This is a genomic window from Actinomycetospora sp., from assembly GCF_036497245.1.
Taxonomy (GTDB): Bacteria; Actinomycetota; Actinomycetes; order Mycobacteriales; family Pseudonocardiaceae; genus Actinomycetospora.
This window is the reverse complement of sequence record NZ_DASXJS010000135.1, coordinates 1-17,945: the sequence shown is the minus strand read 5'-3', so window position 1 is coordinate 17,945 and position 17,945 is coordinate 1. Positions and strand designations below refer to the sequence as shown.

At 70.5% G+C, this 17,945-nt stretch carries 19 protein-coding genes; 13 read left to right on the top strand and 6 right to left on the bottom strand.

From position 1 onward, the window contains the following. Positions 1-11 precede the first annotated feature (11 nt). On the top strand, positions 12-881 hold the full coding sequence (locus VGI02_RS14065; protein ID WP_331628011.1) for an LLM class F420-dependent oxidoreductase: 870 nt from the start codon (positions 12-14) through the stop codon (positions 879-881). A gap of 17 nt (positions 882-898) precedes the next feature. Here the strand turns inward: VGI02_RS14065 and VGI02_RS14060 are convergent, their stop codons facing one another. Then, entirely contained in the window at positions 899-1,384 is a 486-nt protein-coding gene (locus VGI02_RS14060) for a MarR family winged helix-turn-helix transcriptional regulator (RefSeq protein WP_331628010.1), read from the bottom strand. 210 nt (positions 1,385-1,594) lie between these two features. Between VGI02_RS14060 and VGI02_RS14055 the strand changes: the two genes are divergently transcribed. From VGI02_RS14055 to VGI02_RS14040, 5 genes are all read left to right on the top strand, one after another. After that, a complete protein-coding gene (locus VGI02_RS14055; RefSeq protein ID WP_331628036.1) occupies positions 1,595-2,626 on the top strand; it encodes a substrate-binding domain-containing protein in 1,032 nt (343 codons plus the stop codon). A gap of 140 nt (positions 2,627-2,766) precedes the next feature. Further along, complete coding sequence (locus VGI02_RS29130) at positions 2,767-3,081, top strand: FmdB family zinc ribbon protein (protein ID WP_414638266.1); 315 nt, start codon at positions 2,767-2,769, stop codon at positions 3,079-3,081. A 126-nt stretch (positions 3,082-3,207) separates the two neighbouring features. Next, positions 3,208-3,843: an AmiS/UreI family transporter gene (locus tag VGI02_RS14050; protein ID WP_331628009.1), complete on the top strand. Its 636-nt coding sequence runs from the start codon at positions 3,208-3,210 to the stop codon at positions 3,841-3,843. A gap of 36 nt (positions 3,844-3,879) precedes the next feature. After that, positions 3,880-5,133, top strand: a complete 1,254-nt coding sequence (gene fmdA / locus VGI02_RS14045) for a formamidase (RefSeq protein ID WP_331628008.1) — start codon at positions 3,880-3,882, stop codon at positions 5,131-5,133. Positions 5,134-5,278: 145 nt separating this feature from the next. Beyond that, positions 5,279-5,656, top strand: a complete 378-nt coding sequence (locus VGI02_RS14040; protein ID WP_331628007.1) for a cupin domain-containing protein — start codon at positions 5,279-5,281, stop codon at positions 5,654-5,656. Positions 5,657-5,668: 12 nt separating this feature from the next. Here the strand turns inward: VGI02_RS14040 and VGI02_RS14035 are convergent, their stop codons facing one another. Further along, the gene (locus VGI02_RS14035) at positions 5,669-7,246 is read right to left on the bottom strand and encodes an HD domain-containing phosphohydrolase (protein ID WP_331628006.1); all 1,578 of its coding nucleotides are present in this window, start codon (positions 7,244-7,246) and stop codon (positions 5,669-5,671) included. Between the two features lie 136 nt (positions 7,247-7,382). On the opposite strand from VGI02_RS14035, the gene VGI02_RS14030 reads away from it, so the two are divergent. The 6 genes from VGI02_RS14030 to VGI02_RS14005 all read left to right on the top strand — a co-directional run bounded on the left by VGI02_RS14030 (position 7,383) and on the right by VGI02_RS14005 (position 13,032). Next, positions 7,383-7,763, top strand: a complete 381-nt coding sequence (locus VGI02_RS14030) for a cupin domain-containing protein (RefSeq protein WP_331628005.1) — start codon at positions 7,383-7,385, stop codon at positions 7,761-7,763. Positions 7,764-7,822: 59 nt separating this feature from the next. Further along, positions 7,823-8,203, top strand: a complete 381-nt coding sequence (locus VGI02_RS14025) for a hypothetical protein (RefSeq protein WP_331628004.1) — start codon at positions 7,823-7,825, stop codon at positions 8,201-8,203. Positions 8,204-8,244: 41 nt separating this feature from the next. Then, positions 8,245-10,050 carry a hypothetical protein gene (locus VGI02_RS14020; protein ID WP_331628003.1) on the top strand — a complete coding sequence of 602 codons (1,806 nt, stop codon included), beginning with the start codon at positions 8,245-8,247 and terminating at the stop codon, positions 10,048-10,050. A 110-nt stretch (positions 10,051-10,160) separates the two neighbouring features. Then, the gene (locus VGI02_RS14015; protein ID WP_331628002.1) at positions 10,161-11,042 is read left to right on the top strand and encodes a patatin-like phospholipase family protein; all 882 of its coding nucleotides are present in this window, start codon (positions 10,161-10,163) and stop codon (positions 11,040-11,042) included. 105 nt (positions 11,043-11,147) lie between these two features. Continuing rightward, entirely contained in the window at positions 11,148-11,618 is a 471-nt protein-coding gene (locus VGI02_RS14010; protein ID WP_331628001.1) for a peroxiredoxin family protein, read from the top strand. Positions 11,619-11,673: 55 nt separating this feature from the next. Further along, positions 11,674-13,032: a mycothione reductase gene (locus tag VGI02_RS14005; protein ID WP_331628000.1), complete on the top strand. Its 1,359-nt coding sequence runs from the start codon at positions 11,674-11,676 to the stop codon at positions 13,030-13,032. 59 nt (positions 13,033-13,091) lie between these two features. Here VGI02_RS14005 and VGI02_RS14000 read toward each other — a convergent pair whose 3' ends face one another. Together VGI02_RS14000 and VGI02_RS13995 are read right to left on the bottom strand one after the other, a co-directional pair. Continuing rightward, positions 13,092-13,739, bottom strand: coding sequence for a TetR/AcrR family transcriptional regulator (locus VGI02_RS14000; protein WP_331627999.1), 648 nt, complete (start codon positions 13,737-13,739; stop codon positions 13,092-13,094). A 45-nt stretch (positions 13,740-13,784) separates the two neighbouring features. Beyond that, positions 13,785-14,300, bottom strand: a complete 516-nt coding sequence (locus VGI02_RS13995; protein WP_331627998.1) for a TetR family transcriptional regulator C-terminal domain-containing protein — start codon at positions 14,298-14,300, stop codon at positions 13,785-13,787. Positions 14,301-14,679: 379 nt separating this feature from the next. Here VGI02_RS13995 and VGI02_RS13990 point away from each other — a divergent pair, with 379 nt between their 5' ends. Further along, complete coding sequence (locus VGI02_RS13990) at positions 14,680-15,414, top strand: spermidine synthase family protein (RefSeq protein ID WP_331627997.1); 735 nt, start codon at positions 14,680-14,682, stop codon at positions 15,412-15,414. Between the two features lie 17 nt (positions 15,415-15,431). Here VGI02_RS13990 and VGI02_RS13985 read toward each other — a convergent pair whose 3' ends face one another. After that, a complete protein-coding gene (locus tag VGI02_RS13985) occupies positions 15,432-16,472 on the bottom strand; it encodes a cupin domain-containing protein (RefSeq protein ID WP_331627996.1) in 1,041 nt (346 codons plus the stop codon). Positions 16,473-16,658: 186 nt separating this feature from the next. Continuing rightward, positions 16,659-17,807 carry a glycosyltransferase gene (locus VGI02_RS13980; protein WP_331627995.1) on the bottom strand — a complete coding sequence of 383 codons (1,149 nt, stop codon included), beginning with the start codon at positions 17,805-17,807 and terminating at the stop codon, positions 16,659-16,661. Positions 17,808-17,945: the final 138 nt, after the last annotated feature.

Below are 17,945 nucleotides of genomic sequence, written 5' to 3'. Positions count from 1 at the left end.
AGGATCAGCCCATGCAGGTCGGATTGCACGCCCTGGGCATCGGCGCGGGAGCCCGACGCGAGGTGATCGACGCTGTGGCCGTGGCCGCGGAGACCTGCGGCTTCGCCACCCTGTGGTCCGGCGAACACGTGGTCATGGTGGACAGGTCGTCGTCCCGCTATCCCTACTCGGCGGACGGGCAGATCGCGGTGCCGGTGACCGCCGACTGGAACGACCCGATGATCGGCCTGAGCTTCGCCGCCGCGGCGACCTCGACGATCGGCATCGCGACGGGCGTGCTGCTGCTGCCGGAACACAATCCCCTGCTGCTCGCCAAGCAGGCCGCCACGCTCGACGCCCTCTCCGGGGGCCGACTGACCCTCGGCGCGGGCATCGGGTGGTCGCGCGAGGAGTTCGACGCACTCGGGGTGCCGTTCGCGCGGCGTGCGGCGCGCACCGCGGAGTACGTCGCGGCCATGCGCACGCTGTGGCGCGAGGACCTCGCGTCCTTCGACGGCGAGTTCGTGCGTGTCGATGCGGTGCGCGTGAACCCCAAGCCGGTCCGTGACCGGCAGATTCCGATCGTTCTCGGCGGCAACAGCGACGCGGCCCTGGGCCGGGTGGCGGCCTGGGGTGACGGTTGGTACGGATTCAATCTCGACAGCGTGGCCGCCGTCGCCGAACGCCTCGGCCACCTCGACGCGCGATGCCGGGAATCCGGACGTGACATCGCCCGGCTGCGCTGCTGCGTCGCCCTGCGCGACCCGCAGGTCGACGATGTTCCGGCGCTGGCCGATCTCGGCGTCGACGAGCTGGTGATCGTCGAGAGTCCGCCTGCCGATCCCCGGCTCGTGGTCGACTGGGTGTCGGCGCTGGCCGATCGTTTCCGGGCCGCGGTCTAGACGCCGGTCCCGGTCGGTCAGCCCGGCACGGCGGCCGGGTGCTCGAGGCCGCCGGACCCGGCTCGGTCCAGGCCGTCCTGGATGCGTCGCAGCAACGCCTCGAACTGCTCGACGTCGGCACCGAGCAGCTCCCGGAACTGGCCTCGGACGTCGGCGGTGGTCTCGTCCCATTCCGCCAGGGCCCGCCGTCCGCGCTGCGAGATCACGATCAGCACCCGGCGTCGGTCCTCGTGGTCCCGCCGGCGCTGGATGAGGTTCGCGGCCACCATCCGGTCCACGAGCTTGCTGAGCTTGGGCGCCAGGAGGAGCACGTGGTCGGCGACCACGTTCATCGGGCATCCGCCGCGGTCGGCGAGCAGGCTCAGGATCCGCCACTGGTCGAGGCTGGAGCCGCAGCCCCGCAGTGCCTCCTCCAGCCTCCCGGTGAGGGCTCGCTCGACGAGCGAGAGCAGGCGGAGTGACTCGTCGCCATCTCGCGTGGAGCGTTCCGCGCTGGCCGGCACGGTTCGATGGTAGCGGTGAGGCCCGTCCCGACGGTGGCCTCGCCGGTCACGGTGTTGCGGAGCGGTCCGGGAACTCCGGTGGGCGGGGAGGACTCGTACGATCGGAGCACCCCCAGGCCGCGGTCGGCTCGCTAGCGTTGAGCAATGACCGACGTGCCGGCTCCCCGTCCGGGAACGGCGCGCGCGTCGGGCGGGCGCGACGTCCTCGACATGGCCCTCGTGATCCCGCTGCAGGGGCCCGCCGGGATCTTCGGACCGTCCTGCGAGAGCTGCGCGGCGCTGGCCGCGCAGGAGATCAACGCCGAGGGCGGCGTGCTCGGCCGTGAGCTGAACCTGGTGCCGGTGGACGGGGGGCGCAGCCCTGACGAGGTGGCCATCGAGGTCGACGCGCTGGTGAGCGCCGGCGCGATCCAGGCCGTGACGGGCTGGCACATCTCGGCGGTCCGGGAGGCGGTCGCACCGAGGATCCGCAGCCGCGTCCCGTACGCCTACACGGCGCTGTACGAAGGGGGCGAGAACCGGCCCGGCCTGTTCCTCACCGGCGAGACGCCGGACCTGCAGCTCGGCCCGACCCTGGACTGGTTCTCGGGCACCGCGGGCGTCCGGCGCTGGACGATCGTCGGAGACGACTACGTCTGGCCGCGCCGGTCCGCCGCCGCGGCGGTGAGCTACCTGCGACGTCTGGGCGGGACGGTCTGCGACGAGATGTTCGTACCGCTCGGGACCTCGGACTTCTCCGCCGTCCTGGGTCGCGTCGAGGCGAGCGGCTGCGACGCCGTGCTGATGCTGCTCATCGGTGACGACGCCGTCGCGTTCAACCGCGCCTTCAGCGCGGCGGGTCTCGACCGGGACATCCTGCGGTTCAGTTCCCTGATCGAGGAGAACGTCCTGCTCGCCTCCGGGACCGAGAGCACGCGCGGCCTGATGACCTCGGCGGGCTACTTCGAGGACCTCGCGACGAGCTCCGGGCTCGAGTTCGCCGCCACCTACTTCCGCGAGTTCGGCGACGACGCGCCGGTGCTGAACAGCCTCGGCGAGTCCTGCTACGAGGGAGTCCGGCTGCTCACCGAGCTGATGCGACACGCCGGCTCGATGCAGGTGCCGGCGATGATGTCGGTGGCCGACGGGCTCGCGTACGAGAGTCCTCGCGGCACCGTCGAGCTCCGCGACCGGCACCTCCGGCAGCGGGTCTTCCTGGCCGTGGCGGACGGTCTGACCTGGGACGTCATCCAGCAACTGTGACCGGTCGACCCCGGAGCGCGACGGTTCGCGGCGGGCGTTGACAGCCCTGGGCGTGGCTCGCTAACTTTCCTAGGAAATTAATTCCTACGGGCTACATCGGTCTCCCCGGTCCTCGGAGCCACGCCCGATCCAGCGGCAGCATGGTTCACGACGAAGGAGTCGTCCCGATGCCCCTGTACGCGTACCGCTGCGGCGAGGACGGCCCCGTCGAGGTCATGCGACCCCTCGGCACGGCGCCCCCGACGGTTCCGTGCCCGACGTGCGGCGCCGACGCCCCGCGGACCATCACGGCGCCGAGGCTCGCGTCGGCCGACCGCGAACGAGTGGCCGCGATCGACCGTGCCGAGGCCTCCCGCACCGACCCCTCGGTGGTGTCCGCACTGCCGCCCCGGGCCTCCCGGTCGTCACGGCCGACCCGACTCGATCCCCGGACCGCGGCCCTGCCGCGCCCTTGATCGCGTTCCTCCCGCTCACCGTCCGGCCCCCGCCCGGGTCGGCCTACCGATGCTGCCCTCGTCCGGTGAGGGCTCGTCGACGACAGAAAGGCGATCCCATGCTGCTATCCCGAGTGGCGCCGTCCCGTGGCTAGCGTCGGCCTGCTCTTCGTCGGCGCCGTCCTGTTCATCAACGGCGTCATGCTGTTGGGGTGGATCGACGCCCGGTCGGCCGCACCGATGAACTTCTTCGTCGGCGCCCTGCAGATCATCACGCCGGTCTACCTGATCTTCACCGCGAACGGTGACACCGACGTCATCCTCGCGGCGTCCGGTCTCTTCCTCTTCTCGTTCACCTACCTCTACGTGGCGGTGAACCTGACCTTCGATCTGGACGGCACCGGGCTCGGCTACTTCTGCCTGTTCGTCGCGATCACCGCGCTCGTCTTCTCGGCGCTGAACTTCACCCGCTTCGACGACCCGGCCTTCGGCGTCATCTGGCTGTACTGGGCGTTCCTCTGGACGCTGTTCTTCCTGCTCCTGGGACGGAAGCGGGAGGGAATCGGGCGGTACACCGGCGCGGTCTGCGCCATCCAGGGATGGGTGACCGGGTGGATTCCCGCCCTGCTGCTCCTGACCGGCGTCTACGCGCAGGTGAGCACGGTGCTCACCATCGCCCTGCCGATCTTCGGGGTGGTCGTCTTCGCCGCGCTGGTCCCGTGGGCGCGCCGTCAGCACACACCCGCGACGCCCGCCCCGACCGCCGACCCCGCCGTCGTCTGATCGTCATCCCACCGACCTCACGCAGGGAGAGAACCGATGCCCCAGAAGGCGTTCCCGCTCGACAGCAGCAAGAAGTTCACCGAGCAGCAGATCGTCGGCCACAACCGCTGGCACCCCGACGTCCCCGCCCAGGTGCACGTCAAACCGGGTGACGTGTTCCGCGTCGACTGCCGCGAATGGTTCGACGGCGCGATCGTCAACGACGACTCCGCGGACGACATCCTCAACGCTCCGCTGAACTCCGTCCACGTGCTCTCCGGCCCGATCGCGGTCGAGGGCGCCCAACCGGGCGACCTGCTGATCGTGGACATCCTGGACGTCGGCCCGATCCCGCAGGAGGACTCCGGTCCGTTGGCCGGACAGGGCTGGGGCTACACCGGGGTGTTCGCGACGAGGAACGGCGGCGGCTTCCTGACCGAGCAGTTCCCCGACGCCTACAAGGTGATCTGGGACTTCCGCGGCGGCCAGGCCACGTCCCGCCACGTCCCGGGGGTCGCCTTCACCGGGATCGTGCACCCCGGCCTCATGGGCACCGCGCCGTCGCACGACCTGCTGCGCACGTGGAACTCCCGCGAGCAGGCGCTGATCGACACCGACCCGCAGCGGGTCCCGCCGCTCGCCCTGCCGCCCCAGCCGGACTCCGCGATCCTCGGCTCTCTCTCCGGCGACGACTTCGAGCGGGCACGCAACGAGGCGGCCCGCACCGCCCCGCCCCGCGAGAACGGCGGCAACCAGGACATCAAGAACTTCACCAAGGGCAGCCGGGTCTTCTACCCGGTGTTCGTCGACGGGGCGAACCTCTCGATGGGCGACCTGCACTTCTCGCAGGGCGACGGCGAGATCACCTTCTGCGGCGCGATCGAGATGGGCGGGTTCATCGACCTGCACGTCGATCTCATCAAGGGCGGAATGGCCACCTACGGGGTCTCCGAGAACGCGATCTTCGTTCCGGGCAACACCGACCCGCAGTACAGCGAGTGGATCGCCTTCTCCGGGACGTCGGTGACCCTCGACGGCAAGCAGCACTACCTCGACTCGCACCTGTCCTACCAGCGGGCCTGCCTGCACGCGATCGACTACCTGACCACCTTCGGCTACTCCGCCATCCAGGCCTACATGATCCTGGGTGCGGCACCGATCGAGGGCCGGCTCTCCGGGGTGGTCGACATCCCGAACTCGTGCTCCACGGTCTACATCCCGACCGGGATCTTCGACTTCGACGTCAAGCCGGGCAAGAACGGTCCGGCCCGGATCGACCCGGGTATGGGGGTGCCCAGGTCGAGCGCCTGACTCGAGCTTCCCCGGGCGCCGACGGCCCGCCCGCCGGGCCGCCGGCGCCCGGGGCGATGGGGCGATTGCCTCATGCGCATTTCTGGGCTCCTGCCTAGCGTGATCCATCACGAGCACTCGGAAAACGACCGACGGAGATGGATCGATGCCCACCGCATCACACGACACCGCCTCGCACGTGGCCGACTACGGCGCGGTCGAGGATCGCACCGAGGAATTGGGGGGATACACCCTGAACTTCACCTCGATCCGGGAAGACAGTGACCTGACGCCGCTGCTCAAGGGCCTGCCCGGCGACTCGTGTCAGTGCCCGCACTGGGGATACCTGTTCACCGGGCGGTTGACGGTGCGCTACGCCGACCACGAGGAGACCATCGAGGCGGGCGACGCGTTCTACATGCCCCCCGGCCACGTTCCCGCAGCCCAGGCAGGCAGCAGATTCGTCCAGTTCAGCCCGACCGAGGCCTACGGAATCACCCTGGCTGCCCTGCAGAAGAACATGCAGGCGATGCACGGAGCCTGAACGGGCGGGGAGTCACGGCCCGGGCAGCAGTCCGTGCTGCGTGGCGTACAGACCCGCGCTCACCCGGTTCGACGCACCGATCTTGATGTAGATGTGTTCGATGTGATTGCGGGTCGTCTTCGGTGAGATGAGGAGCCGGACGGCGATCTGCTTGCTCGAGAGTCCCAGCGCGAGAAGACGGAGCACGTCGACCTCGCGCGACGTCAGTCCGCCGGGCCCGCGTGGGCGAGCAGCGCCGCGGTGGCCCTCGACGACGAGCACGGCCTCCACGACCCCGGGATCGAGGCGTCCGGCAGTGGCTTCCGCCCGGAGCTCACGCGCCGCACACCCGGCGTCGAGCGCCGGCCGGTGGGGGCGGGGCTCGCGCATCGCCTGGTACGCCTCAGCCGTCGCCAGCACCCGAGCCGGACGGGAGATCGCCGCACCCGAGACGCCACGGGGATACCCGGAGCCGTCCAGCCGCTCCCGATGCTGCACCGCCACGGCCCCGATCGGCGCGAGCGACGCCGACTGGTGCAGCATGCGCTCGGTCAGATACGGGTGCATCCTCACCCGCTCCCACTCCCCGGCCCCCAGCGGCCCGGGCTTGTCCCAGATCGCGTTCGACACACCCAACCGACCGAGCCCGTGAACCAGGGCCGCTCGATACAGCGTCCGGGCTTCGAGGTCAGGCAGGTCGAGTCGGGTCGCGGCACGACCGGCCACGTCGGCGACCGTGCGCGCATGACCGAGCGTGTAGGGCGATTTGAGATCCACGAAGTCCGCGACCGCGAGCAGCGCGGCGTCGAGCTCCCTCCCGGAGAGGGCCACCCGAAGCGCCGGCTCGGCCCCGATCACCGCATCCCAGGTCCGTGCCGAGTCCAGACCGCCCAGGATCGGGTCGGGATCGGCGCACACCAGGTCGGCGAGGGACGGATCGAACTGCGTGCCACGGCGTCGGGCCGCGAGCGTCACCGCCGCGTCGATCCCGCCGACGCGGTGGGCGACCTCCACGAACTCGGCGAGCTGGACGAGTCGGGCCGCCACGGGAATGGCGTGGCCCGCGCGCGCACCGGGCCATCCGCGTCCGTCCCATTGCTCGTAGGAGCTGCCCACGGCGGTCCGCACGCTCGCGGGCAGCCCCAGATGGTCGGCGAGGCTTGCTGCCAGTGCGGCGTGCCGCTCGATCATCCCGTCGAGCTCGCGGCGCCCCGAGAGCGCGAACTCCAGCCCGATCCGGAACCGGTGCCACAGGGACGATCCCGCGCCCAGTAGTGCGAGCGTCGAGGCCATCGCGCGCGGGCTGCCCAACTCGTGGTCGTACTTGCGGGACTTCAGGGTGATGTCGTCGCCGAACCATTTCGCCTGCTCGTGCGCGTCCGAGTGGCACCCGACATTGACCAGGAGGGCCGTGTAGTAGACGACCGAGCGCTCCTGCTCGCCCAACCCGTGACGCTCGGCCAGGCGCAGAGCGATCAGGCATTGCCGGAGCACGTGCTCCATCGGCTGACCGAATCCGAGATCGATGCCCAGGGACAACGCGGCCACCAGCTCGGCCAGCCGCACCGGAACGGATCCCGAGTCGCCGGAGCCGTCCACGAGATCACCCACGCAACACCGCTGAGCTGGAAGCGCCGAGATTACCCCCCCGCCCCGGTGATCCAGGCGTCGTGACCCCCGGAGGCACGGTGTTCCGCGCATGGTCACGCCGATGGGGTGTCAGCTTCCGTGAGCGAAGGAGCACACCGTGCCGAGTGCCAACAGGATGACGACTCCGGTCGCCGTCGATGTCGATGTGATCGAAGGACGCTATGCCGACCTGGAGGGCTACACGGTCGGCTTCGAGACGTTCAAGCAGGACGTCGATCCGGCCCCGTTCTTCGCCGGGCTTCCCGACGACAGGTGCGGGTGCGCCCACTGGGGCGTGATCACCGCGGGCCGGTTGACCTTCCGCTGGCCCGACCGTGAGGAGACCTACGTGGCTGGCGACGCCTACTACGCCCCCGCGGGGCATCTGCCCCTGATCACGGCGGGAACGTCGGTCGTCGAGTTCAGTCCGTCCGCGGATCTGGAGGCGACCATGGCCGTCGTCGAGAGGAACATGCGGTCTGTCGGAGCGATGACGTGAACGTCGCACGGGCGTCGGATGCGCTCCGGGAGCGGCCGGCGGCGTCCAGCACCGACCGCGTGACCGCCGACTTCATCCGCTTCCTCGAGACCGGCGTTGTCCGCGACGACCTGTTCGCGCCGGATGTCTTCGCCGACCTGTCGCTACCGCAGTGGCGGCTCCAGACGACGACCGCCGCGGACATCCTGGCCGTCCGAACCGAGGGTCATCCCTCGCCCGGGGAGGTGTCGGTGGGACGCGTCGAATCCACCCGGCACGGGTTCACCATCGAATTCGAGGAGCGGTGGTCGCACGAAGGACAGCGCTGGTACGCCCGGGAGATGATCCGCGTCGACGTGGTCGGCGACAGCATCGTCGAATTGGCGATCTACTGCACCGGCGACTGGGACGAGGCCAAGCAGCGGGAGCACCACGACCTGGTCACACTGTCCCGCCCCTGAGCGGTGTGCGAGGGCGGGTCGCGAAAGTACGCTCTGTCCCGGTGGAGAACCCTCTGACCGGGGATCTCCTCGACCGTGCGGACGCCGAGCGTCGCGCGGGTCGAGGACCTGCCGCGGCGCGTCTGTACGACCGGGCGGTGGACCTGTGTCGCAGCGATGGTGATCTCGCGGGCTGGACCCGCGCGGTGCTCGGCGCGGCCTCGGTGTACGTGTTCGGTACTCAGCCGGGCCGGTTGCCCGCGCAGTTGTACGACGTCCTGATGCGCACCACCGAGGTCGACGATCGGGCGCGCGTCGCGGCGGCACTGGCACGGTGCTGGGTGTACGCGGGGCACGCCGCCCGGGCCGTGCCGTTCGCCGACGACGCCGTGCGCTGGGCGGGACAGTGCTCGGCGCCCGACCTGCTCGTCGACTGCCTCGACGCCGCCCTGGCCGCGCGGTGGGGCCCGGACGATCTCGACGCGCGGGTCCGTCTCGCCGCGGAGCTGGACGACGCCGCCGCGCACGTCCTGGATCCGCTCGTCCGACTCCAGGCGCACCTGTGGGGCCTGCAGACCGCGTGCGAGTCGCTGGACGTCCCGGCGATCCACCGACACATGCGCGCCCTCGAGCTCCTCGGCGAGGAGTCGCCTCGGGCCCGGTTCTTCGCCGCTTCCCGACGCCTGATGCTGGACCTGCTGCGTGGGCGTACCGATACGTCGGCCTCTCTGATCTCGATGGCCTCGGCAGCGTGTGACGAGGCCGGCCTCGCCGACGGCTGGATGGTCGTGGAGGCGATGAAGGGCTACACCGCCGTCCAGACCGGCGATCCCTCGACCTGCGCGACCATCGCCGCGGAATGCGAGACCTTCGGTGTGGCCGAGGGAGTCGCCGTGGTCTGTGCCGAGGCCGCGTTCCTCTGGCTCCACGCGGGGCGACCCGACCGGGCGCGGACGCTCCTGCACGCGTTCTCCGAGGGCGTCCTCGAGGAGCTACCCCGGGACGTGAACTGGCTGCTGATCCTGCAGTGCGTCCTCGAGGTCGCGCTCGAGGTGGGGGACCGGGCGATCGTCGCGACGGCCTCGACGCTGATCGCCCCTTATCGCGGCCGCGCCGTGTTCAACGCCGGCGCCGTGATGTTCCACGGGCTCACCGACGACACCCTCGCCCGCGCCACGGCCCTGCTCGGCGATCCGGAAACGGCCGTCGCGTACCGCGCCGCCGCCCTGAGCAGCTACGAGCGCATCGGCGCCGCCTGGTGGCGTGACCGGCTCGCCGCGTGGACACCACCGGCGACGGGCACGCCGTCCCGCACGGAGCCCCGAACCCGGATGCACCCGACCGCCGACGGATTGTGGCTGGTCGGTCCCGAGGACCACGCGGTGCCGGTGCGGGCACTGCGTGGGTTCAGCTATCTGCGCGAACTGCTGCGCAGGCCCGGTCAGGACGTCTCGGCCCTCGACCTCGTGACGAGCGGGCAGGGAACCGTCGTGCAGTCCTCGCTCGACGCGACCGTCGATCGCCAGGCACTCGACGCCTACCGCCGCCGACTCGCCGACATCGATCACGAGCTCGACGAGGCCGGGGAATGGTCCGACCTCGGCCGGCTCGGGACGCTGGAGGCCGATCGGATCGCCCTGATCGAGGAGATCACCGCCGCGACCGGGCTCGCGGGCCGCACGCGACCGGTGGGCTCCAGCCATGAGCGGGCCCGCGTCGCGGCGACGAAGGCCATCCACTCCGCGGTCGACCGCATCACCGTCGTGGAGGCCCCGCTGGCGCGATACCTGCAGCTCACGGTCCGGACCGGTCTGTTCTGCTCGTACACCCCGCCGTCCGACGATCCGCGTCAGTGGATTCTCGATTGACGCACGGGCCTGCCGGTACCGATCCCGACCGCGGACGGCTCAGCACAATGTACTGTCCAGTACATGCGATGCAGCGCTCGGGGTGAGCCCGGGCCGTGGGCGAGCCCGGCATGAGCACCACACTCGTGCTCTCGGGCGGCGGGAGCCTCGGCGCGGTGCAGGTCGGGATGCTCGCGGGGCTGGCCGAGGCAGGCGTCGAGTTCGACGCGGTCATCGGCACGAGCGTGGGAGCGATCAACGCGGCGTGGGTCGCCGCCGATCCCGGCCCGGAGTCCATGGAGCGGCTCGCCGGGGTCTGGCGCGGACTGCGTCGGACGGACGTCTTCCCGACCGGCCCGTGGCAGGCCATGCGCGCAGCCGCCGGCCGGAGTCGCGGTCTGGTGTCCCAGCACGGGCTGCGGTCGCTGCTCGAGGAGCACCTGCGCTTCGAGCGCATCGAGGACGCCCCGACGCCGCTGCACGTGGTCGCCGTCGACGCCGGTACGGGACGGAGCACCCTGCTCTCGTCCGGATCGGCGGTGGACGCCGTGCTGGCCAGCGCAGCCATCCCCGGTGTCCTGGCCCCGGTGTCGATCGACGGCCGGTGGTTCCTCGACGGCGGTGTGGCCGACAACTGCTCGATCGGTCACGCGGTTGGGCTGGGTGCCGACTCGGTCTGGGTCCTCCCCGCCGGATACCCCTGTGCCGCCCCGGCCCTGCCGACGAGTGCGATCGGGATGGCGCTGCACGGGTTGACCCTGCTCATCCACCAGCGCCTCGCGCCCGACGTCGAGCGCTTCCGTCACGACGTGGACCTGCGCGTCGTCCCGTCGCTGTGCCCGCTATCGGTCTCGCCTGCGGACTTCTCCCGGGCCCACGAGCTCATCGAGAGCGCCCGCGCCTCGACCCGGACCTGGCTCGACCGCGGGTGTCCGTTCGACGCCGCGACCTCGATGCTTCCGCATCCCCATGCCGACGAGCCCCGAGCTCGAGACCTTGCCCTGCCCGGCTGACCGCAAGCTCTGGCATTCGCGAGAATGTACTTGACAGTACATAACGGCCACGGCCAACCTGCTTGTCTCCGGAGAGTCCGGGCGAACGGGTCAGGTGGGTCTGCGGTGCTGCACAACGGCGAGTCGTTCCCGGAGCTCGAGGTCCCCGCCGTCGGCGGTGGGCGGCTGCTGCTCCCGTCGGCGCTGGCGGGGTCGTGGGGTGTGGTGCTGCTCTACCGGGGGGCCTGGTGCCCGTACTGCCACGCCCAGCTGGCGGATTTCGGACGGGCCTCCGACACGTTGACCGAGCTCGGGATCAAGGTCGCGGCGCTGTCGGTGGACGACGAGGAGACCAGCGCGGCGCTGGTGGAGAAGTACCGCCTGGGGTTCCCGGTCGGCCACAGCGCCGACGCGGCGAAGGTGTCGGCGTCGGTCGGTGCCTACACCAATCAGGACCCGCCCTATCTGCAGTCCACCGGGTTCGTCCTGGCCCCGGCGGGCACCGTGGTCACCGCCCTGTACTCGAGCGGTGCCATCGGGCGGCTCGTCGCCGACGATGTGGCCGGCCTGGTCCGCTACATCACGTCGCACTCGTGAACCTCGACGGCGCGGAGGTTCCGTCGACCAGGCCCGCGAGCGGAACGGAGTCCCCATGCAGACCTACGATCTGATCTGTGTCGGGGCCGGGAGCGGCAACATGCTGTTCGGCCCGACTCTCGACGGATGGCGCAGTGCGATCGTCGAGTCGAGCCGCTTCGGCGGCACGTGTCTGAACCGCGGATGCATCCCGTCGAAGATGTTCGTCGTGGCGGCCGACGCGGCCCGCTCCGTGTCGGGCTCACACCGCCTGGGCGTTCACGCCACGCTCGACCGGGTGGACTGGCCCGCCATCCGCGACCGGGTGTTCGGGCGGATCGATCCGCTGCACGACCGGGCCGTCGAGTACCGCCGGGCCAACGGCATCGACGTCTACACCGAGTCGGCCCGCTTCCTGACGCCGAAGGTGCTCGAGGTCGCCGGCGAGAAGATCGGCGCCGAGCGCATCGTCGTCGCGGCGGGCTCCAGACCGGTCATCCCGCCGATCCCTGGACTGGAGTCCGTCCCGTTCCACACCTCGGACACGATCATGCGCGTCGACGAGGTGCCGACGTCGATGATCATCGTGGGGGGCGGCTTCATCGCGGCGGAGATGGGCCACGTCTTCGGTGCGTTCGGCGCCGACATCACGCTGATCGAGCGTGGTCCCCGGCTGCTCGCGGTCGAGGACGAGCAGATCTCCTCTCGCTTCACCGAGCTCGCGCGGGACCGGTTCGACGTCCGCGTCGACACGGCGGTGACCGCGGTCGCCCCCGGGCCGAGCGGGGTCGCGGTCACCGTCGAGCGGGGTGGGCGGGTCGAGGTCCTGGAGTCGGCGGCGCTGATGGTCGCCACCGGCAGGCGCCCGAACACCGATCGGCTCGACGTGGTTGCCGGCGGCCTGGAGGTCGACGACCACGGCCACATCGTCACCGATGACGCCTATCGCACGTCGGTGCCCGGTGTGTGGGCGTTCGGCGACGACGCCAACCACTTCCAGCTCAAGCACATGGCCAACGCCGAGGCCCGGGTCGTGGCCCACAACGTGGCCCATCCCGACTCGCCGCGGCAGTTGCGCCACGACCTCGTCCCCCACGCCGTGTTCGGCGACCCGCAGATCGCCGGGGTCGGGCTCACCGAGGCCCAGGCCCGGCAGGACGGGATCGACCACGTGGTCGTCGTCCGTGACTACGCCGACGCCGCCTACGGCTGGGCCCTCGAGGACACGACCAGCTTCGTCAAGCTCATCGTCGACCCCCGGGCCCGCACCCTGCTGGGCGCGCACATCATCGGCCCGTCCGCGGCGATCCTGATCCAGCCGCTGCTGCAGGGGATGATGCTCGGCGAGACCGTCGACCGGCTCGCCCACCAGGTCCTCTACATCCACCCCGCTCTGACCGAGGTCGTCGAACAGGCTCTCCTCGAGGTCTCTTGAAGATCTCGACACCGCATGGCGGTCACTCGAACCCCACGCCCCGGAGCCCCCGTCGGGAATCAGCGTCGTCGCGCCGTGACCCGCTCGGTGTGGGTGCGGATCTGGGCCAACGCCATGTCCAGGGCGACGGCGAGACACTCGGCGTCGCGCTTGACCTGAGCCAGCAGCAGTCCGCCCTGAAGGGCGGCCATGAGTCCCTTGGCGAGCGCCGCGGGGTCGGCATCCATCCCGAGCTCGCCGTTCTCCTGCATTCGCCGGAGACCGTCGACGAACAGCGATTCCCAGACGTCGAATCCGGTCGCCAATGTTTCGCGAGCGCGTTCGGAATGATCCGCGAGCTCACTGGCGAGAGATCCGAGAGGGCATCCGTGCATCCCTCGCCTGCTTCGGTTGCCTGCGACCACCGCATTGCGCCAGCGCTCGAATCCCCGCATCGAGTCGAGGCGTTCCAGGAGGGGCTCCTGGGTCGCGATGACCCGGTCGATCTGAGTGTTCACCACTTCACCGATGAGTTCGTTCTTGTCGGCGAAGTAGTGGTACAGCTGCGAGCGACCGGTGCCGCTGGCCTCGACCACATCGTCGAGACTGGTGCGCTCCACTCCCTGGGCGTACATGAGATCGCTGGCCGTCGACACGATCCGTTCTCGTGTGGCGGCACCCTTGGCGGTCAACCGTCGATTCGAGGGGGTCGACTGTGCGCTGGCCACGGCCGTCTCCCTCGCGAGTTCGGGACCTCTCCGAGATGGCCCAGGTTACACGCGCGTGGCGTCCGGCATCGCCGCGTGGGCCCGGATGGAGCTCAGTGCCGCGTCGAGGGACTGCGCGAGGTCGTCCGAGTCACGCGTGATCCGCGCCAGGATGAGGCCTCCCTGCAGGGTGGCCATGAGCGCCACGGCCAGACTGCCGACGTCGGCCTCCGCCGCGAGCACCCCGTCCTCCCGCATCCGGCGTAAGCAGGCCCGGAACTCGGACTCCCACGCCTCGAAGCCTGCCGCCAGGACGCGCCGGCAGGGTTCGGAGCGGGCGGCCAACTCGATGGTCAGCGAGCCCAGCGGACAGCCGTGGGCCCCGTGACGGCGTCGATTGTCGGCGACCACGCGGTCACGCCAGGTTCGCAGATCCTCCAGCGACCTCAGTCGCCGGATGTCCGCGGCCTGTTCGTCGATGACTCGGCGGACCTGGTGGACGACCACTTCCGCGACGAGGCGATCCTTGTCCGGGAAATGTGTATCGAACTGTGTCCGGGTGATACCGCCGGCCGCGACCACGTCGTCCGGCGTGGTCGACCCGACCCCGTGTCGATACATGAGATCCGCCGATGTCTCGATGATCCTCGTGCGGATGGATTCGTCGTCGACCGGGGCCGGGCGGTCGTGCCGGCGGAGTTGCTCGTCGGGCATGTGGCGTCCCTCCACGATCAGATCGCTGAATGTCCGGACCGGCCGGAGGCGCAGGTGCGGTACGGGTATCCGGTGACGTTCCCGTCGCACAGCATGACGCCCCGGACGTTCCGGCCGGGGTCGATCAGTAGATCGTTCCCGACGGATCCTCGATCGGTAAGGATCGCGTCCGACGAGCCATCACCGCGACGGTGAAGGGCCGCGGCTACTGTCCGGTCGTGGCCGGAACCAGTGTGGGCGGATGTCGATGAGCGCCCGATTCGAGGAGCTCGACTGGCAGCCGACCTCGATGGGTGAGCTCGTGCTGCGCCGCCGGCGCACCCCCTCGTCCGACGTCGACATCTACGAGGTCAAGCTCGGCGACGACTTCCTGATGTCGAGCATGTTCACCGTCGCCGAGTTGGAGATGGCCCGTCTCGCCCTGCGTGAGGTGTCGGGGAGCGACCTCGACGTGCTCGTGGGCGGACTCGGCCTGGGCTACACGGCCCGGACGGTGCTCGAGGACGCGAGGGTGGGTCGCCTGGTCGTGGTGGACGCGCTCGCCGAGGTGATCGGGTGGCACCGCCGGGAGCTGGTGCCCGCCTCCGCGTCGTTGATCTCCGACGAGCGGTGCGCGCTGGTGCACGGCGACTTCTTCGGGATGCTCCGGTCTCCGTCGGGATTCGACGGGTCCGAGCCCGACCGGCTCTTCCACGCGATCGTGGTGGACATCGACCATTCGCCCAGTCATGTGCTCGATCCCGCCCATGCCGGGTTCTACGGCCGGGACGGGTTGGCCCGCGTCGCCGCTCGGTTGCGGCCGGGCGGCGTGTTCGCGCTCTGGTCGAACGATCCGCCCGACGACGGGTTCACCGCGGTGCTGGCCGCCGTCTTCGCCACGGCCGAGGCCCACGTCGTCCGCTTCGCCAACCCGCTCCAGGACCGCGAGGCGACCAACACGGTGTACGTCGCGACCTCATCCGGCCCCGCGGGTCGCCCCTGACGGGCGGGCCGCCGTGATCAGGAGACCGCGCCCCCGGTGTTGGTACGGCTCACGATCAGCGGGTCGACGGGCGTGTAGGGGAACCGCGGCAACTGCTTCTCCGGGATCCCGAAGCTCGCGGAGAGAGCCTCGCGGGAGAACGCGGACGCGGTGGCGCGGTAGCCGATGTCGCCCGGGGTCGGCTGGTCGAAGAAGATCAGGAAGTGGAAGCCCTCCTCGCCGAGGACCTCGATGTGGTGGGGGTAGGCGCGGGGGACGAAGTAGGCGTGCCCCTCCTCGAGCACGAACTCGTCGAGGCTGCCGTCGGGGTCGAGGACGCGCATCCGCGCTCGGCCCCGGTGCACGTACCCCAGTTCCGCGGTCACCGGATGCCAGTGCGGCTCCCTCATGCCGTCGGCCCGGATCCGCAGCGAGTACATGGACAGGTCGTCCAGTGCTGCCCAGAACTGCTTGCGCGCCAGGCGGGCCTCGCCGTACGCGTAGGACAGCGGCGCGTGCTGCGCTTCGACGTCGAAGAGTCGGGCGTTGGGCAGGCCGGCGGAGTCCGGGACGGTGATCGGCCCGTCGCGCCGCACGATCTGGGACGAGTCGTGGCGATCGAAGACGTCGAAGGCCGATGCCGGGAGGTCGTAGGTGTTGCCGAGGACGTCGTCGGTCATCGCGTTCATGCTGGTGAGCAGCGAGAAGTGCCGGGGCCGGTCGCTGCGCAGTGCCGCGATCACCACCGCGTCGTCCGAGCCGACGTTCTCGATGTGGTAGATCGCCCCGGATTCGACGTGGTACATCTGGCCCGGTGTGACGACGAACGTCGAGAAACTGTCGGCGTCACCCAGCATCGAGACGAGCACGGTGCCCGCGACGACGTACGCGATCTGATTCGCGTTCACGTTCCACTGGGGCTCGCGGATCGCGCCCGGCGCCAGGACGATGCGTTTGATCGACAGGCCGTCCAGGATCGGGAGCGACTCGGAGGTCAGCTGCGCGATGCTCCCGCATTCGCTCTCGAAGACCACGCCCTGGGTGAGCAGCGACCCGACGTGCACCGACGTGCCGGCCATCGCGAGCCCTCTTTCCGTCCGATCGTCGCCCGGCGGTCCACACCCGCCGTTCCCCGAAGCCTCGCGATGCGCGCGGCGCCTATCGCCATCTCGCGCGCGGAACCCTACCCACCGAGGACGCCTCGGCGGTCTGTCGTCCCGGAGCGCCGCGCACCGATCGCCGTCGGTGGCGTTCTGGTGCAACGGTCAGATGCGCTCGAGGTGTTCGAGGACCGTCGTCCGCTCTGCGTCGGCGCGGACGGTAGCGCCGAGTTCGGCGGCGCGGTGGGTGAACCCGCGGTCCTGCAGGATCCGCTCCACGGCCTGGGCGATGGCTCCGGTGGTGCTGGTTCGTCGTAGCTGCAGGCCTGCGCCTCGATGGGTGATGCGCGCGGCGTTGTTGGGTTGGTCGCGGCCCAGGGGGACGACCAGTTGAGGCAGGCCGGCGGCGAGGGCTTTGATCACCGTGCCGTGTCCTCCGTGACTGACCACCGCGGCGGCATCGGACATGATGCGGGCGTGCGGTGCGGCCCGGAGGACTGCGACCGTGCGGGTGGCCGGTACCTGGTCGGGATCGACGCCCGGTCCCGTCGTGACCAGTCCTCGAACCTGCAGCCGATCGAGGGCGGCGACGACCCGTCGCAGGAGTTCGACCTGCCCCATGTCAGTGGTGGACATGCTCACCAGCACCAGGGGGTCGGCGCCGCCGGGATACTCCTGGACGAGGTCGTCCGAGGTGACATCGGCCGGTGCCGACCCCGCCTCTCCTGCCCAGTGCGGATCGTCGAGCTGCGGGCCTGCGTAGCGGACGTTCCGGGGGAGTTCGGCGCTGAAGTCGAAGGCTTGCGACGTGAGCACCAGAACGTGTTCGGCGGAGCGATGCTGGTCGAACAGGTGGCGCAGCGGTTCGAGGCCGAGGTCGCGGCGCAGTGCGTTGAGGCGGGGTAGTCCGCGATCCCAGAGCCGGATGCCCAGGTTGTTCATCGCGGCTACACGGGCACGGCCGAACGCGCCTCGGGCCGGAGGCCAGGACATGCCGAACGGCGGCATCCCGGGTGTGGGTATCAAGTAGCAGTTCGGGACCAGCACGACGGCGGGGATGCCGCGAGCCTCGGCCGCGGCGAGACCGCCGAGCATGAGCATGCTGGACACGAGCGCATCGCTCCGGTGGGCGTCGAGCGCCTCGGTCACTTCCTGGGCGTACAGGGCCGCGGGACCGGCGGCGATGGTGTCGAGGAGTAGTTGGACGATCTTCGGTCCGTGCCGTCCGGTGTCGTCGAACGGGTCAGGATCCTCTGGTCTGGCCCGGTGCGGGACGTCGCGCCACGAGCGGAAAGTGGCCCCGGTCGCCTGCACGGCGCGTCGCAGCGGGGGTCCGCCGAGCACCGCCACGGAATGACCGCGCGCGACGAGTCGCCGGACGACGGCCAGCTCCGGGGGCACGCTCCCTCCGGCGTCCCAGACGGTGACGAGATACCTCATGGTGGTGTGCCC

Bases quoted from the DNA above. Each gene is read 5' to 3' on its own strand.
- VGI02_RS14005 (WP_331628000.1), top strand. From the start codon at position 11,674: ATGCAGACCTACGATCTGATCTGTGTCGGGGCCGGGAGCGGCAACATG.
- VGI02_RS14055 (WP_331628036.1), top strand. From the start codon at position 1,595: ATGGCCCTCGTGATCCCGCTGCAGGGGCCCGCCGGGATCTTCGGACCG.
- VGI02_RS13990 (WP_331627997.1), top strand. From the start codon at position 14,680: ATGAGCGCCCGATTCGAGGAGCTCGACTGGCAGCCGACCTCGATGGGT.
- VGI02_RS13985 (WP_331627996.1), bottom strand. From the start codon at position 16,472: ATGGCCGGCACGTCGGTGCACGTCGGGTCGCTGCTCACCCAGGGCGTG.
- VGI02_RS14040 (WP_331628007.1), top strand. From the start codon at position 5,279: ATGCCCACCGCATCACACGACACCGCCTCGCACGTGGCCGACTACGGC.
- VGI02_RS29130 (WP_414638266.1), top strand. From the start codon at position 2,767: ATGGTTCACGACGAAGGAGTCGTCCCGATGCCCCTGTACGCGTACCGC.
- VGI02_RS14015 (WP_331628002.1), top strand. From the start codon at position 10,161: ATGAGCACCACACTCGTGCTCTCGGGCGGCGGGAGCCTCGGCGCGGTG.
- fmdA (WP_331628008.1), top strand. From the start codon at position 3,880: ATGCCCCAGAAGGCGTTCCCGCTCGACAGCAGCAAGAAGTTCACCGAG.
- VGI02_RS14065 (WP_331628011.1), top strand. From the start codon at position 12: ATGCAGGTCGGATTGCACGCCCTGGGCATCGGCGCGGGAGCCCGACGC.